At 73.3% G+C, this 13,974-nt stretch carries 11 protein-coding genes; 8 read left to right on the top strand and 3 right to left on the bottom strand.

Translation table 11 applies throughout. The features are described 5' to 3' along the window. Positions 1 to 7: 7 nt before the first annotated feature. From IG02_RS0115655 to sucD, 3 genes are all read left to right on the top strand, one after another. Complete coding sequence (locus IG02_RS0115655) at positions 8 to 1,207, top strand: VWA domain-containing protein (protein WP_051765088.1); 1,200 nt, start codon at positions 8 to 10, stop codon at positions 1,205 to 1,207. A gap of 257 nt (positions 1,208 to 1,464) precedes the next feature. Next, the gene (sucC, locus tag IG02_RS0115650) at positions 1,465 to 2,646 is read left to right on the top strand and encodes an ADP-forming succinate--CoA ligase subunit beta (RefSeq protein ID WP_030747283.1); all 1,182 of its coding nucleotides are present in this window, start codon (positions 1,465 to 1,467) and stop codon (positions 2,644 to 2,646) included. Positions 2,647 to 2,666: 20 nt separating this feature from the next. Continuing rightward, a complete protein-coding gene (sucD, locus tag IG02_RS0115645) occupies positions 2,667 to 3,551 on the top strand; it encodes a succinate--CoA ligase subunit alpha (RefSeq protein WP_030747281.1) in 885 nt (294 codons plus the stop codon). A gap of 255 nt (positions 3,552 to 3,806) precedes the next feature. Here sucD and IG02_RS0115640 read toward each other — a convergent pair whose 3' ends face one another. Then, complete coding sequence (locus IG02_RS0115640) at positions 3,807 to 5,429, bottom strand: sigma factor-like helix-turn-helix DNA-binding protein (RefSeq protein WP_030747278.1); 1,623 nt, start codon at positions 5,427 to 5,429, stop codon at positions 3,807 to 3,809. Between the two features lie 116 nt (positions 5,430 to 5,545). Between IG02_RS0115640 and IG02_RS36410 the strand changes: the two genes are divergently transcribed. Continuing rightward, entirely contained in the window at positions 5,546 to 7,408 is a 1,863-nt protein-coding gene (locus tag IG02_RS36410; RefSeq protein WP_158712304.1) for a DUF6350 family protein, read from the top strand. A 40-nt stretch (positions 7,409 to 7,448) separates the two neighbouring features. Here the strand turns inward: IG02_RS36410 and IG02_RS0115630 are convergent, their stop codons facing one another. Continuing rightward, positions 7,449 to 8,534 carry a hypothetical protein gene (locus IG02_RS0115630; protein WP_030747272.1) on the bottom strand — a complete coding sequence of 362 codons (1,086 nt, stop codon included), beginning with the start codon at positions 8,532 to 8,534 and terminating at the stop codon, positions 7,449 to 7,451. Positions 8,535 to 8,903: 369 nt separating this feature from the next. Here IG02_RS0115630 and purN point away from each other — a divergent pair, with 369 nt between their 5' ends. Together purN and purH are read left to right on the top strand one after the other, a co-directional pair. Further along, a complete protein-coding gene (purN, locus tag IG02_RS0115625; RefSeq protein ID WP_051765082.1) occupies positions 8,904 to 9,563 on the top strand; it encodes a phosphoribosylglycinamide formyltransferase in 660 nt (219 codons plus the stop codon). After that, positions 9,560 to 11,146: a bifunctional phosphoribosylaminoimidazolecarboxamide formyltransferase/IMP cyclohydrolase gene (purH, locus tag IG02_RS0115620; RefSeq protein WP_030747266.1), complete on the top strand. Its 1,587-nt coding sequence runs from the start codon at positions 9,560 to 9,562 to the stop codon at positions 11,144 to 11,146. Before purN ends, purH begins: the two co-directional genes overlap by 4 nt. A 148-nt stretch (positions 11,147 to 11,294) precedes the next feature. Here purH and IG02_RS0115615 read toward each other — a convergent pair whose 3' ends face one another. Further along, a complete protein-coding gene (locus IG02_RS0115615; RefSeq protein ID WP_030747264.1) occupies positions 11,295 to 11,924 on the bottom strand; it encodes a hypothetical protein in 630 nt (209 codons plus the stop codon). Positions 11,925 to 12,293: 369 nt separating this feature from the next. Between IG02_RS0115615 and IG02_RS0115610 the strand changes: the two genes are divergently transcribed. Next, positions 12,294 to 13,157 (top strand): bifunctional methylenetetrahydrofolate dehydrogenase/methenyltetrahydrofolate cyclohydrolase, encoded by an 864-nt coding sequence (locus tag IG02_RS0115610; protein ID WP_030747263.1) that lies wholly within the window; start codon positions 12,294 to 12,296, stop codon positions 13,155 to 13,157. 46 nt (positions 13,158 to 13,203) lie between these two features. Further along, positions 13,204 to 13,968, top strand: coding sequence for a DUF3017 domain-containing protein (locus tag IG02_RS39350; protein ID WP_234314756.1), 765 nt, complete (start codon positions 13,204 to 13,206; stop codon positions 13,966 to 13,968). The last annotated feature ends 6 nt before the right edge of the window (positions 13,969 to 13,974 follow it).

The raw sequence follows: 13,974 nt of genomic DNA, 5'->3' as shown, positions 1-13,974 counted from the left end.
GACGGGAATGGCCGTGACCGACCGGAGCGGTGGCGCCGGCGACAGCCGCGAGGCCGCCGACCGGGCCGCCGACGAGCGGCTGCGGCGGTGGCGGCTGGTACTCGGCGGGGAGGACGCCGACGGCACGGGCCGCGCGCTCGCCGGGAGCGACGTGGCGATGGACGGCGCGCTGTCCGCGCTGTACGGCTCGGGACGGCGGCGCGGCGGGAACGCGGCCGACCGGAGCGCGGGTCTCGGCGCCTCCGCGCCGTCCGTCGCCCGCTGGCTCGGGGACATCCGTACGTACTTCCCCAGCTCCGTCGTCCAGGTCATGCAGCGCGACGCGATCGACCGGCTCGGTCTGTCCGCGCTGCTGATGGAGCCGGAGATGCTGGAGGCGGTCGAGGCCGACGTCCACCTCGTCGGCACCCTGCTCTCGCTCAACAAGGCGATGCCGGAGACCACCAAGGAGACCGCGCGCGCCGTGGTCCGCAAGGTGGTCCAGGACATCGAGAAGCGGCTGGCCACCCGGGCGCGGGCCACCCTTGCCGGTGCCCTGGACCGGTCCGCGCGGATCAGCCGGCCACGCCACCGGGACATCGACTGGGACCGCACGATCCGGGCGAACCTCAAGAACTACCTCCCGGAGCACGGCACGGTCGTCCCGGAGCGGCTGATCGGCTACGGCCGCGCGTCGCAGTCCGTGAAGAAGGAGATCGTCCTCTGCGTCGACCAGTCGGGTTCGATGGCGGCGTCCGTCGTGTACGCCTCCGTCTTCGGCGCGGTCCTGGCCTCCATGCGCTCCATCAGCACCCGGCTCGTCGTCTTCGACACGGCCGTCGTGGACCTCACCGACCAGATCGAGGACCCGGTCGACGTCCTGTTCGGCACCCAGCTGGGCGGGGGCACGGACATCAACCGCGCGCTCGCCTACTGCCAGTCGCGGATCACCCGGCCCGCCGACACCGTCGTCGTCCTGATCAGCGATCTCTACGAAGGAGGCATACGCGACGAGATGCTCAAGCGGGTCGCGGCGATGAAGGCCTCGGGCACACAGTTCGTGGCGCTGCTCGCGCTCTCCGACGAGGGGACACCGGCGTACGACCGTGAGCACGCGGCCGCGCTCGCCGCCCTGGGCGCCCCGGCCTTCGCCTGCACGCCGGACCTGTTCCCCGAGGTGATGGCGGCGGCGATCGAGAAGCGTCCCCTGCCCGTGCCGGAGGGCTGACGGGCCGGCGGGGCCGCCGCCGATGGTCTGGACCGCCGGGTTCCGCTCTGTGACAGGTATCACCGCTCATCTGTGATCCGCGATTTAGGGTCGCGCGGCCCACGGAGATAACCTGCGAGACGGACATGCCGCGTACCGGACAGCGCGTACGCCTCCCTCTGTGACGGCGTAGTCACGTTGCCCTCCGCGGCACGCCCACGCAGACAACGAACCCGCGATCACCAGGCTGCGGTTAAAACGACAAGGGACGGACACGCGTGGACCTGTTCGAGTACCAGGCGAGGGACCTCTTCGCCAAGCACGGCGTACCGGTGCTGGCCGGTGAAGTCATCGACACGCCCGAGGCCGCCCGCGAGGTGACCGAGCGTCTCGGCGGCAAGGCCGTCGTCAAGGCACAGGTCAAGGTCGGCGGCCGGGGCAAGGCGGGCGGCGTCAAGCTGGCCTCCGACGCGGCGGACGCGGTCGAGAAGGCCGGCCAGATTCTGGGCATGGACATCAAGGGCCACACGGTCCACAAGGTGATGCTGGCGCAGACCGCGGACATCGCGGAGGAGTACTACGTCTCCTTCCTGCTGGACCGCACCAACCGCACCTTCCTCGCCATGGCGTCCGTCGAGGGCGGCGTGGAGATCGAGGTCGTCGCGGAGGAGAAGCCCGAAGCGCTGGCCAAGATCCCGGTCGACGCCAACGAGGGCTGCACCCCGGAGAAGGCCGCCGAGATCGTCGCCGCCGCGAAGTTCCCGGCCGAGATCGCGGACCAGGTCGCCGAGGTCCTGCAGAAGCTGTGGACCGTCTTCATCAAGGAAGACGCGCTCCTGGTCGAGGTCAACCCGCTGATCAAGTCCGGCGATGGCAAGATCATCGCGCTGGACGGCAAGGTCTCGCTCGACGAGAACGCCGACTTCCGCCAGCCGGAGCACGAGGCCCTGGAGGACAAGGCCGCGGCCAACCCGCTGGAGGCCGCCGCCAAGGCCAAGAACCTCAACTACGTCAAGCTCGACGGCGAGGTCGGCATCATCGGCAACGGCGCCGGCCTGGTCATGTCGACCCTGGACGTCGTCGCGTACGCCGGTGAGGCCCACGGCGGTGTGAAGCCCGCCAACTTCCTCGACATCGGTGGCGGCGCCTCCGCCGAGGTCATGGCGAACGGCCTGGAGATCATCCTGGGCGACCCGGACGTCAAGTCCGTCTTCGTCAACGTCTTCGGCGGCATCACCGCGTGCGACGAGGTCGCCAACGGCATCGTCCAGGCCCTGGAGCTTCTCAAGACCAAGGGTGAGGACGTCACGAAGCCGCTGGTCGTGCGGCTGGACGGCAACAACGCGGAGCTGGGTCGCAAGATCCTGTCCGACGCCGACCACCCGCTCGTGCAGCGCGTGGACACCATGGACGGCGCGGCCGACAAGGCCGCCGAGCTCGCCGCCGCCGCATCGAAGTAAGGGACGAGGACTCCAACACCATGGCTATCTTCCTCACCAAGGACAGCAAGGTCATCGTCCAGGGGATGACCGGCGCCACCGGTATGAAGCACACCAAGCTCATGCTCGGTGACGGCACGAACATCGTCGGCGGTGTGAACCCGCGCAAGGCCGGTACGTCCGTCGACTTCGACGGCACGGCGGTACCCGTCTTCGGGTCGGTCGCCGAGGCCATCGAGAAGACCGGTGCCGACGTCTCCGTCGTCTTCGTGCCGCCGGCCTTCGCCAAGGCCGCCGTCGTCGAGGCCATCGACGCCGAGATCGGGCTGGCCGTCGTGATCACCGAGGGCATCGCGGTGCACGACTCCGCCGCGTTCTGGGCGTACGCGACCAGCAAGGGCAACAAGACCCGGATCATCGGTCCGAACTGCCCGGGCCTGATCACCCCCGGCCAGTCCAACGCCGGCATCATCCCGGGCGACATCACCAAGCCCGGCCGGATCGGTCTCGTGTCCAAGTCCGGCACGCTGACCTACCAGATGATGTACGAGCTGCGCGACATCGGCTTCTCCTCGGCCGTCGGCATCGGTGGCGACCCGGTCATCGGTACGACGCACATCGACGCCCTGGCGGCGTTCGAGGCCGACCCCGAGACCGACCTGATCGTGATGATCGGAGAGATCGGCGGCGACGCGGAGGAGCGCGCGGCCGACTACATCGCCAAGAACGTCACCAAGCCGGTCGTCGGCTACGTCGCGGGCTTCACCGCCCCCGAGGGCAAGACCATGGGCCACGCCGGCGCCATCGTCTCCGGCTCCTCCGGCACCGCCCAGGCGAAGAAGGAGGCCCTGGAGGCCGCGGGCGTGAAGGTCGGCAAGACGCCGACCGAGACCGCGCAGCTGGCGCGCGCGATCCTCGGCGGCTGACGGCTGACGGCTGACGGCTGACGGCTGATGGCCGAGGCTGACGCCTGACGGCTGACCGTCTCCTCCCCGGCCACCGGCCGGTTCACCGAGCGGCCAACCGGCTACCGACCGGCCGAGCGGCCGAAGGGCCGGTTCTCCGGTCGTACGGAGCGGCGCCCGCACCGGTCGTACGGCGGATCCGCACCGGCCTCACGCGCGTGGGCCCGCACCCCTGCTCCGGGGTGCGGGCCCACGCGCGTGAGTGGCCGGCCGGGCTCAGCGCGCCTCCGGTACCAGCCGGGAGGGCCCGTTCACCGGCTCGGCGCGGAGCTTCCGGCGCAGTTCCAGGTCCTGCTTGCTCAGCCGCTGCGGACCGCTCGACACCGGCACACCGCCGATCCGCTCCCCCGGAGACAGCGGCGGAATGTACTGCCGGGGGGCCGTGGCCAGCGTGAAGCTCGTCGCGCCGATGATCAGAACGGTGAAGGCGACGGCCGACCGGGTCAGCCGGCGTGCCCGCCGTTCGCAGGCGGTCCGTACCGTCCGGGGCGGCGGGATCACCGCGGGCGCCGCCGCGCGGGTGAGGGCGCCGAGGCGGGCGTGCAGCAGCGCGGGGTCGGCCAGCTCCGGCAGCCGTTCGGCCAGCGCCGCGCGGGCGTGCGTGAGCCGGCTCGCCGCGGCGGCGGTGCTCGCCTCCGTCTCGGCCGCCGTCTCCGGCAGGTCCAGGCCCAGTCCGTCGTAGAGCAGCACGGCGCGGCGGTACGTGGGCGGCAGGTCCAGCAGTGCCTCGCGCAGCGCCCGGTCGGCCGGGCCCTCGTCCCGCGCCGGCTCCGCGGGCTGTTCCTCCCGGCGCTTCCGTGCCTTCCGCCCGGCCCTGTCCGGTTTCCGGTCCGCCACGTCGGCCTCCTCGCGGAGGTGCCGCATGCGGTGCCAGGGCGACAGGGCGTACTCGTGGGCCGCGGCCCGTACCCAGCCCGCCGGGTCCCGGTCCGTCGCGACCTCCGGCCAGCGCTCCCAGGCGAGGCGGAAGGCGTGCTCGACGGACTCCTGGGACAGACCGCGCAGCCCGGTCAGCAGATAGGCCTGGCGCAGGAGGGCGGGGGCGTTACGGGCGTACAGCGCGTCGAACGCCCGGCCCGGGGTCAGGGGGCCCACCTCGGTGAACGTGCCCAGGCGCATCTCCGTGTCGGCCGCCGCGCCCGAGTCGCCCGCCGTGTCCGGGCCGTCCGCCGCCGTGCCGCCGTTCCGTCCGGCTGAAGTCTCGGGTGTCTTCTCGGCCGTCCGCGGGGCCGTCCCCGTGGTGATGTACGGGGCCGTGGGACGGGCGTCGCCGCCGGCGCGCCTGCCGCCCGCCGCGTCGGGGCGGGCCGCCTCGACGCCGGGCGCCGTGGTCCCCGGCAGCTTCGCCCCCCGCTGTTCGGTGCCGGCCACCCGTCCGGCGGCGTCCCGGTGGGCGGTACCACGGTCGGCGGCGTCACGGACGGCGGCACCACGGTGGGCGGCGTCACGGCCGGTGTTGTCACGGTCGGGCGGCCGGCCGCGCTCGCTCGACGTGGACGCTTCCGCGCTCCTCGCGGTTTCCGTAGCCGCGCTTCCCGTTGTTCTTTCCGTTCCCTCCCCGGGTTTGGTCCGTCCGGGGCGCCGCGACCGCGCCCCGGCCTTCCGGGGCTCGGCCACGCCTGCCGTCAGCAGCCGTGCGTACGCCTCGCCCTTCGGCCCGCGCGGACTGGTCCGGCCCCTCTCCCAGGACCGCAGCGTGGACCGGGAGACCCCCACAGCCGCGGCGATCTGGCGCTCCGTCATCGACCGTGCCTCACGCAGCCCGCGCCGTTCCTCGGGAGGGGGCAGCGAGATGGCGGCGGCGCCTGCCCTGGCTCTCCGCGTGGTGTTCCGCGTCATGAACGACTCCCCGCAGCACTGTAATGGGCGAAAAAGCACATAAACGTATTTTGGGTGACACGACGATCTTTCGCCTGTTGCGCGCATACGGGGGGCGGCGTTGGCAGCATGTCGGCGTGAGCCAATTGACCGACCCCGCCACGACGTTGTCCCCGGCCTCCGCCCCGGCCTCGGTGCCGGCACACGGCCGGGCCACCGCGCTGACAGCAGCCTTCCTCCGCGGAGTCACCGCGGCGGGACTCGGGCTCGGCTCGTTCGCCGTGCTGGCGATGGCCGTCTGGATCAGCTCGCCGTACCCCGACCGGGGGCCGAGCGGCGCCCTGCACGTCGCGGCGGCGCTGTGGCTGCTGGCCCATGGCGTCGAACTCGTACGCCCGGACACCCTTTCCGGGACGCCCGCGCCCCTCGGCGTCGTACCGATGCTGCTCGCGGTCCCGCCCGCCTATCTGGCCTACCGGGCGGCACGGGACGCGCTCGACGCCGACGAGGGCCGGCCGCAGCTCACCCTCTTCGGCGCCGTGGCCACCGTGACCGGTGGATATCTGCTGGTCGGCGCTGGCGCGGCGGCGTATGTCACGGGCGGGCCGCTCACCGTGCGACCGCTGGGCGCGGCGCTCACGCTGCCCGTCGCCGTCCTGCTGTCCGCCGGCGCGGGCGCGTGGAAGGTGAGCGGACGGCTGCGTGGCCCGCTGCCGCTGTGGCTGCCCGGGGGATTGCGGAGCCTGCTCGTACGGACGGTCTGGGCGTCCGCGTCCCGGCGCCGGACGACGGTGGCGACGCGCGCCGGGGCCGGGGCGGCGGCGGTACTGGTCTGCGCGGGCGCGCTGTTGGCCGTGGTGTCGCTGGTGTGGCACGGCGGGGCGGCACACGCTTCGCTCACCCGGCTCGCGGAGGACTGGTCGGGACGGGTCGCGCTCGTGCTGCTGGGCCTGACGCTGCTCCCGAACGCCGCCGTCTGGGCCGTCTCGTACGGCCTCGGGCCCGGGTTCGCGCTCGGTACGGCGGCGACGGTCACCCCGCTGGCCGTCACCGGTACGCCCGCGCTGCCACCGTTCCCGCTGCTCGCGGCCGTGCCCGACGGGTACGGTACGGCCGCGCACCGGGCGGCGGTGGCCGTCGCCCTCGTCGCGGGACCGGCGGTGGCCTGGTTCACCGTACGGGTCGCGTCCCCGCCCTTCGCCGTGCGGGAGGAGGCCTGGCGACCGGGCGAGACGGCCCTGACGGCGGCCCTCGGCGGGGTGGTGTGCGGGGGGCTGACGGCGGCTCTGGCCGCCGTCGCGGGCGGCCGGCTGGGGGACGGGGCCCTGGCGGTCTTCGGTCCCGTGTGGTGGCGGGCGGGTCTGGCGGCGCTGGTCTGGGCGGTGGCCCTGGGCGTGCCGTCGGCGCTGCTGCTCCGGGCCTGGCGGCTACGGGAACGGCGCGTGCGGCCGGTGAGGGAGCGGCCCGTACGGAAGAAGCCGTCCCCGAAGAGGTCGGCGCGGAAGAGGTCGGCGCGGAAGAAGGCTGAGCGGGTACGGCCCGGACCGGCGGGTCCCGAGGCGGGTCCCGTACCGGAGGAGGCCGCGCGAGGAGCGGGGGAGGCGTCGCCCGGCGCCGATGTGATGGGCGGGGCGGGCTCCGTGCCGCACCAGGCGTCGGCCGGGGGTGCGAAGCCGGCCGGGGAACCGGACCTTCTGGACCCGCCCGCGAGGACGACAGGCGGCGAGATCCCGGAGGCGAGCACCGCAACGGGTGGATCGGGTGGACCGGGCGGAGCGAGCGGATCAGGCGGTGCGGGTCCGGACGTGACGGCGGGGCCGGACGGGACGGCGGGGCCGGGCGGCCCCGGAGGCGCGGATCACGTGACGGACCCGGCCGACTGGCACGGCCGCGGCGCGCGACAGGCGCGCTGGGCGGCCTTCAGGGCGGTGCGGGAGCCGTCCCCTTCCCCACGGCACGACCCCCGCGCCGGCACCGATGAAGGGGCCGGCACGGAGTAAGGACCGCGGAACGGCTCCGAGGCCGCCGTCGACTACTCCTTTACTCCTTGACCCCGAAGACCGGGACCAGTGACTCCGGGAGCAGTTCGTTGCAGGACAGCTGGCCGGTCTTCGTCAGGGCGTCGTCCACACACGTGTAGTAGTCGCGGTAGGTCAGCTGGATCGTGAAGGTCGCCGCCACGATCGCCAGCGCCACACACGCCGTCACCAGGCCGCTGACGGCGGCCGTCGTCTTCTGCCGGGCCGCGCCCGAGGCCGTGCCGTAGGCCGGGTTCTCCCGGGGCTGTCCGGCCGGCTCGGCGGCGCCGCCCGGGCGGGCCCCCTCCGGGCCGCCGCTCGCGAACGGATCGCCCTGGCCCGCCGAGCGCTTCGGCGACTTCTCGCGCAGCGAGCTGATGGCCCAGTACACCGCCAGCGCACCGAGCAACAGCGCGACCTGCGGGAAGTCGAAGAGGGCGAAGAAGAAGGCCCACATCCCGCCGAGCAGCGCGTAGCGGGCGCGCCGCTGGGCCGGGTCCGCGGGATCCCAGCGCAGCCCGCCGCCACGGCCGCCGTCGGGCCCCTCCTGGCCGTTCTGCCCGCCCTGGCCGCCGCCGGTCCTGGAGCCGAAGCCGTCGGGGGAGCGGCCGGGCTGGCGGCTGCTCCACCGGCTGCCCCAGCCGTCCTGCGCACCGGAGCCGGAGCCGGAGCCGGAGCCGGAACCGGAGCCGACGCCGGAGCCGGACTCGGGGCCCGATCCTGAAGCGTCCCCGGAGCCGCCGTGCCCGGGGCGCCGTGGCCGCCACGGCCGGTCAGGGGCGCCCTCGGGCGGCGGGGCGAAGGGGTTGTCGTCCCCGGGGGAGCCGGACCGGGATCCCGGACCGGCCCCCGGGCCCGCGTCGGGGCGGGAGCCCGAGCGGGAGCCCGAAGCCTCCGACGTACCACCGGAACCACTGGCACCACCGGAACCGGTCGGCCCGGAGGCGCCACCGGGCGCCGCCGGGTCCCGCGAACCGGAGGTGTCCGAGGCGCCCGACGCCTCCGCGGGAGACGCCCCCGGCGACGAGGACTGGCGGTCACGCGGCAGCAGCACCGGCCCAGCGGGCGGCGTGAGGCGGCGTGCCGTGCGGCGGAGTCGGTCCTGCATCTGGTGAACGTCTTCCCCTCGTACCCGCCGCTCGCGAGGTCCGGTGCGCGGCGGGTCTTGTCTCGTACGGTCCGTCCCGGAGACGGAACCCTGTCCCCAGACGCTACCTCCCGGCCGAGCCCCCGTCCCGTGGGGGCCGTCCGGTGTGCCGGTATCGTTGCTGACGGTCGGCTCCTTCGTAGAGTTCCCCGTATCGGAGAACACGGTTCGTTCGTACGACCACACAAACGCCGCCGCACGACCCGCGAGGCTGTGCCCGCCCCGAGAAAGGCGCCCGTTGTGGCCTCCTCATCCTCCTCCGCCCCACCGCCCCCGGACTCCGCGCCGGCCGCGTCGTCCGCACCGGATGTCCCGCCCGGGGCGCCCGCGGTGTCCTCGGCGGCTTCCGGTTATTACTTCCCCGGCGCGCCCGAGGGACGCCCGGCGCGGCTCGTCGTCCTCGTGTCCGGATCCGGTACGAACCTCCAGGCCCTGCTCGACGCGATCGGCGACGACCCCGACGCCTTCGGGGCGCGCGTCGTGGCCGTCGGCGCGGACCGGGGCTCCATCGCGGGACTGGAGCGCGCCGAGCGCGCCGGGCTGCCGACGTTCGTCCGCAGGGTGAAGGACCACGCGACGCGGGAGGAGTGGGACGCCGCGCTCGCCGAGGCGACGGCCGCGTACGCCCCCGACCTCGTGGTCTCGGCGGGATTCATGAAGATCGTGGGCAAGGAGTTCCTCGCGCGTTTCGGCGGGCGGTTCGTGAACACCCACCCCGCGCTGCTGCCCAGCTTTCCCGGTGCCCACGGCGTGCGCGAAGCGCTCGCGTACGGCGCGAAGGTCACCGGCTGCACCGTCCACTTCGTCGACGACGGCGTCGACACCGGCCCGATCATCGCGCAGGGCGTGGTCGAGGTACGGGACGAGGACGACGAAGCCGCTCTCCACGAGCGCATCAAGGAAGTCGAGCGACGCCTGCTCGTCGAGGTCGTGGGGCGTCTGGCCCGGCACGGCTACCGCATTGAGGGACGAAAGGTAACCATCCAGTGACCGCCGAAGGTACGAAGCGCCCCATCAGGCGCGCACTTGTCAGCGTCTATGACAAGACGGGTCTCGAAGAGCTCGCCGGCGGGCTGCACGAGGCGGGCGTCACCCTCGTCTCGACCGGCTCCACCGCCGCGCGGATCGCCGCCGCCGGGATCCCCGTCACCAAGGTCGAGGAGCTGACCGGCTTCCCCGAGTGCCTGGACGGCCGCGTCAAGACGCTGCACCCGCGCGTCCACGCGGGCATCCTCGCCGACCTGCGGCTCGACGCGCACCGCGAGCAGCTGGCCGAGCTGGACATCGAGCCGTTCGACCTGGTCGTGGTGAACCTCTACCCGTTCCGCGAGACGGTCGCCTCCGGAGCCACCCCGGACGAGTGCGTCGAGCAGATCGACATCGGCGGCCCGTCCATGGTCCGCGCCGCCGCCAAGAACCACCCCTCGGTCGCGGTCGTCACCAGCCCGGAGCGGTACGCGGACGTCCTCGGCGCGGTACGGGACGGGGGCTTCGACCTGCCGACGCGCAAGCGGCTGGCGGGCGAGGCGTTCCGGCACACGGCCGCGTACGACGTGGCGGTGGCGTCGTGGTTCGCGGATGCCTACGCGGCGGCCGACACGGAGTCCGACAGCGGCTCCGCCGCGGGAGGTCTCCCGGAGTTCCTGGGCTCGACGTACTCCAGGAAGAACGTCCTGCGGTACGGCGAGAACCCGCACCAGCCCGCCGCGCTCTACACCGCCGCCCGCGGCGGCCTCGCCGAGGCCGAGCAGCTGCACGGCAAGGAGATGTCGTACAACAACTACACGGACACGGACGCCGCGCGCCGTGCCGCGTACGACCACGCCGAGCCCTGTGTCGCGATCATCAAGCACGCCAACCCGTGCGGTATCGCGGTCGGCGCCGATGTCGCCGAGGCGCACCGCAAGGCGCACGCCTGCGACCCGCTCTCCGCGTTCGGCGGCGTGATCGCGGTCAACCGTCCGGTGTCCGTGGCGATGGCCGAGCAGGTCGCCGAGATCTTCACCGAGGTCATCGTCGCCCCGGACTACGAGGACGGCGCGGTGGAGGTGCTGGCCCGGAAGAAGAACATCCGGGTGCTGCGCTGCCCGGAGGCGCCCTCGGCCCCGGTGGAGGTCAAGCCGATCGACGGCGGCGCGCTGCTCCAGGTGACCGACCGCCTCCAGGCCGACGGTGACGACCCGGCGAACTGGACGCTCGCGACGGGCGAGGCGCTGTCCGGGGCCGAGCTGGCCGAGCTGGCCTTCGCCTGGCGCGCGTGCCGCGCGGTGAAGTCGAACGCGATCCTGCTGGCCAAGGACGGCGCGTCCGTCGGCGTCGGGATGGGCCAGGTCAACCGGGTCGACTCGGCGAAGCTCGCGGTGGAGCGGGCGGGCGAGGAGCGGGCGCGCGGTGCCTACGCGGCGTCCGACGCGTTCTTCCCGTTCCCCGACGGCCTGGAGATCCTGACGGCGGCGGGCGTCAGGGCGGTGGTCCAGCCGGGCGGTTCGGTCCGTGACGAGCAGGTGGTCGAGGCGGCGGGCAAGGCCGGCGTGACGATGTACTTCACCGGGACGCGCCACTTCTTCCACTGAGCGACCGGGCCCGCGTACGACCGGGCCCGCGTACGACCGGGCCCGCGTACGACCGGGCTCGTGCACGAGCGGAAGGCCGCGCCCCTCTCCTTCATGGTGAGGGGCGCGGCCTTCGTCCTCGTCGTCACGGCCGCCGACCGTGTCGGCGTCAGTGGCGCGGGCGCTGGAACCAGGCGGCGCCGTCCTTGTTCGCGCAGAAGACGATGATCATGATGCCCAGGGCCAGGCTGATCAGGGCGAAGATGTTCAGCGTCAGCAGGCTGATGACGCTGGACAGCGTCACGAGCGAACCGTAGATGATCGCGGAGATCCGGATGCCGCCGCCTCCCGTGCCGAACTTCGCGGCGGTGACGATCGCCCACAGCCCGAAGGCCAGGATGAGGACACCGGTGACGATGAGGACGCCCGTGCCGAAGTTCGCGGCGTCCTGGGTGTCGCTGTCGTAGACGGAGCCGCTGTCGGACAGCTGCTGGCCGATCCACGCGCTGCCGACGAACACGATGATGGCGCCGAGTACCTGGAGGCCGCCCAGGATGTGGAGCAGCACCCGGGCCGTCTTGACCCCGCCCGGCATCTCCGTCGGGCCGCCGGGCATGCCCGGGTAGCCCGAGCCGTACGGCTGCTGGACCGGCGGGGCCTGCGGATAGCCGTACCCCGGCTGCTGCTGCGGCTGGCCGGGGTAGCCGTAGCCCGACTGCCCCTGGGGCTGGCCGTAACCGGGCTGCTGGCCCGGCTGGCCCTGCTGGCCGTACGGGTTGTTGGGGTCGCCGAAGCTCATGACGGGGTTCCTCCGTTGGTGATGCGGGGACGGCACCGCCCGCGTGGAGGAACATCTCGAATGGAGCGGTCGTCCCCCCGACGCCGGCCGCGCGCTGCGCGGTAATCGTGTTATCTGGCTTTTATTTTGTCCAGTCACTATCCGTGGGTGTTGTGCAAGTGCAACCTGTCGCGGAAACCCCGGACAGCGCCGTGGCCAGGACCGGCGACAACAGCGTGAACAAGGGCCTCACGGGGTATTTCCGGGCCCTGTCCGCAGGCCCGCGCCGTGCGTCGGCAGGGGCCGGTAACGCCTTTTCGGCGCCGGTGGCCGGATCACAACTGGGACCGAATTGGAACAGGAGCGGGGTCATCCGGGAGGATGGGGCCCATGACCGCCCAGATTCTCGATGGCAAGGCCACCGCAGCCGCGATCAAGTCCGATCTGACCGCCCGTGTGGCGGCGCTCAAGGAGCGGGGCGTGACGCCCGGCCTCGGGACCCTGCTCGTCGGTGACGACCCGGGCAGCCGCTGGTACGTGAACGGCAAGCACCGCGACTGCGCGCAGGTCGGTATCGCGTCGATCCAGCGCGAACTGCCCGACACCGCGACCCAGGAGGAGATCGAGGCGGTCGTCGCCGAGCTGAACGCGAACCCGGAGTGCACGGGCTACATCGTGCAGCTCCCGCTGCCCAAGGGCATCGACACCAACCGGGTGCTGGAGCTGATGGACCCGGCCAAGGACGCGGACGGGCTGCACCCGATGAGCCTGGGCCGGCTGGTGCTGAACGAGACCGGGCCGCTGCCCTGTACCCCGTACGGCATCATCCAGCTCCTCCGCCACCACGGCGTCGAGATCAACGGGGCGCACGTGGTGGTCGTGGGGCGCGGTATCACCGTCGGCCGGTCGATCCCGCTGCTGCTGACCCGCAAGTCCGAGAACGCGACGGTCACGCAGTGCCACACCGGCACGCGTGACCTGTCGGCGCAGCTCAAGCAGGCGGACATCGTCGTGGCCGCCGCCGGGGTGCCGCACATCATCAAGCCCGAGGACGTGAAGCCGGGCGCGGCGGTCCTGGACGTCGGGGTGAGCCGGGACGAGAACGGCAAGATCGTCGGAGACGTCCACCCCGGCGTCGCCGAGGTGGCGGGCTGGATCTCACCGAACCCGGGCGGGGTCGGCCCGATGACCCGGGCGCAGTTGCTGGTCAACGTGGTCGAGGCGGCCGAGCGCGCCGCGGCCGACGCGGGCTGAGCCGGCGGGCGGACGCGGTACGGACACGATGCTGAAAGGGGCACCTGTGGGTGCTGGTACGAGCGCGGGGGACGTGACCGGCTCGGGGACGGCGGCCGGATCCGCCGCGACCGGTGAGGCCGTCACGTCGGACGACACGGAGGACACCGCGCGGGGCGGCGGGGCCGAGGGCCGTACGGGGGCCGCCGGGGACGCGCCCGGCGACGGGTCCGCTGAGGGCGGGTCCGCCGAGGGCGGGTCCACCGACGGCGGCGGGGCGATGTCCGCGGGGGCTCCCGAGGCCGGCGCGCAGGCCGGTACCGACGCTGACGCCGGTGCTGACACCGGCACAGGGCCAGGGCCAGGGCCAGGGCCCGGGTCTGGGACCGGGACCGGCGCCGGGGACGGCGCGGCGCGACCGGTCGCGCCGGGACAGACCAAGCGCGCCAGGCGGTTCTCGCTCACCCGGGACACCGCGCGTCCGGAGGGCGGCGGCCGGGCCGCCTCCGGGGCCGCTCCGGCGCCGGCCCGGCAGTGGCCGCTGATCAGCGTGCTCGGGACGACCGGGCTCGGGCTGCTGACGGTCACCCTGCCGTTCGCCGAGGCGTTCCGCGTCGGCACGATCCTGGTCGGAGTGGCGCTCATCGGCGGTGCGGTTCTCCGCCGCGTGCTGCCCTCCGTGGGCATGCTGGCCGTACGGTCACGCTTCACCGACATGCTGACGTACGGTCTGCTGGGCGTCGCGATCGTGCTGCTGTCGCTGATGACGCAGCCCAAGCCGTGGCTGGAGATCCCGTTCCTGAACGACATAGTTCATTCGACGGTGCCGTGATGACCG

It is taken from the genome of Streptomyces sp. NRRL F-5135 (assembly GCF_000719775.1).
Lineage (GTDB): Bacteria > Actinomycetota > Actinomycetes > Streptomycetales > Streptomycetaceae > Streptomyces > Streptomyces hebeiensis.
The sequence above is the reverse complement of the archived record's forward strand: the minus strand, read 5'-3'. Positions and strand labels throughout refer to the sequence as shown.

Bases quoted from the DNA above. Each gene is read 5' to 3' on its own strand.
- IG02_RS0115655 (WP_051765088.1), top strand. From the start codon at position 8: ATGGCCGTGACCGACCGGAGCGGTGGCGCCGGCGACAGCCGCGAGGCC.
- sucD (WP_030747281.1), top strand. From the start codon at position 2,667: ATGGCTATCTTCCTCACCAAGGACAGCAAGGTCATCGTCCAGGGGATG.
- IG02_RS0115640 (WP_030747278.1), bottom strand. From the start codon at position 5,429: ATGACGCGGAACACCACGCGGAGAGCCAGGGCAGGCGCCGCCGCCATC.
- IG02_RS0115630 (WP_030747272.1), bottom strand. From the start codon at position 8,534: ATGCAGGACCGACTCCGCCGCACGGCACGCCGCCTCACGCCGCCCGCT.
- IG02_RS0115615 (WP_030747264.1), bottom strand. From the start codon at position 11,924: ATGAGCTTCGGCGACCCCAACAACCCGTACGGCCAGCAGGGCCAGCCG.
- IG02_RS0115610 (WP_030747263.1), top strand. From the start codon at position 12,294: ATGACCGCCCAGATTCTCGATGGCAAGGCCACCGCAGCCGCGATCAAG.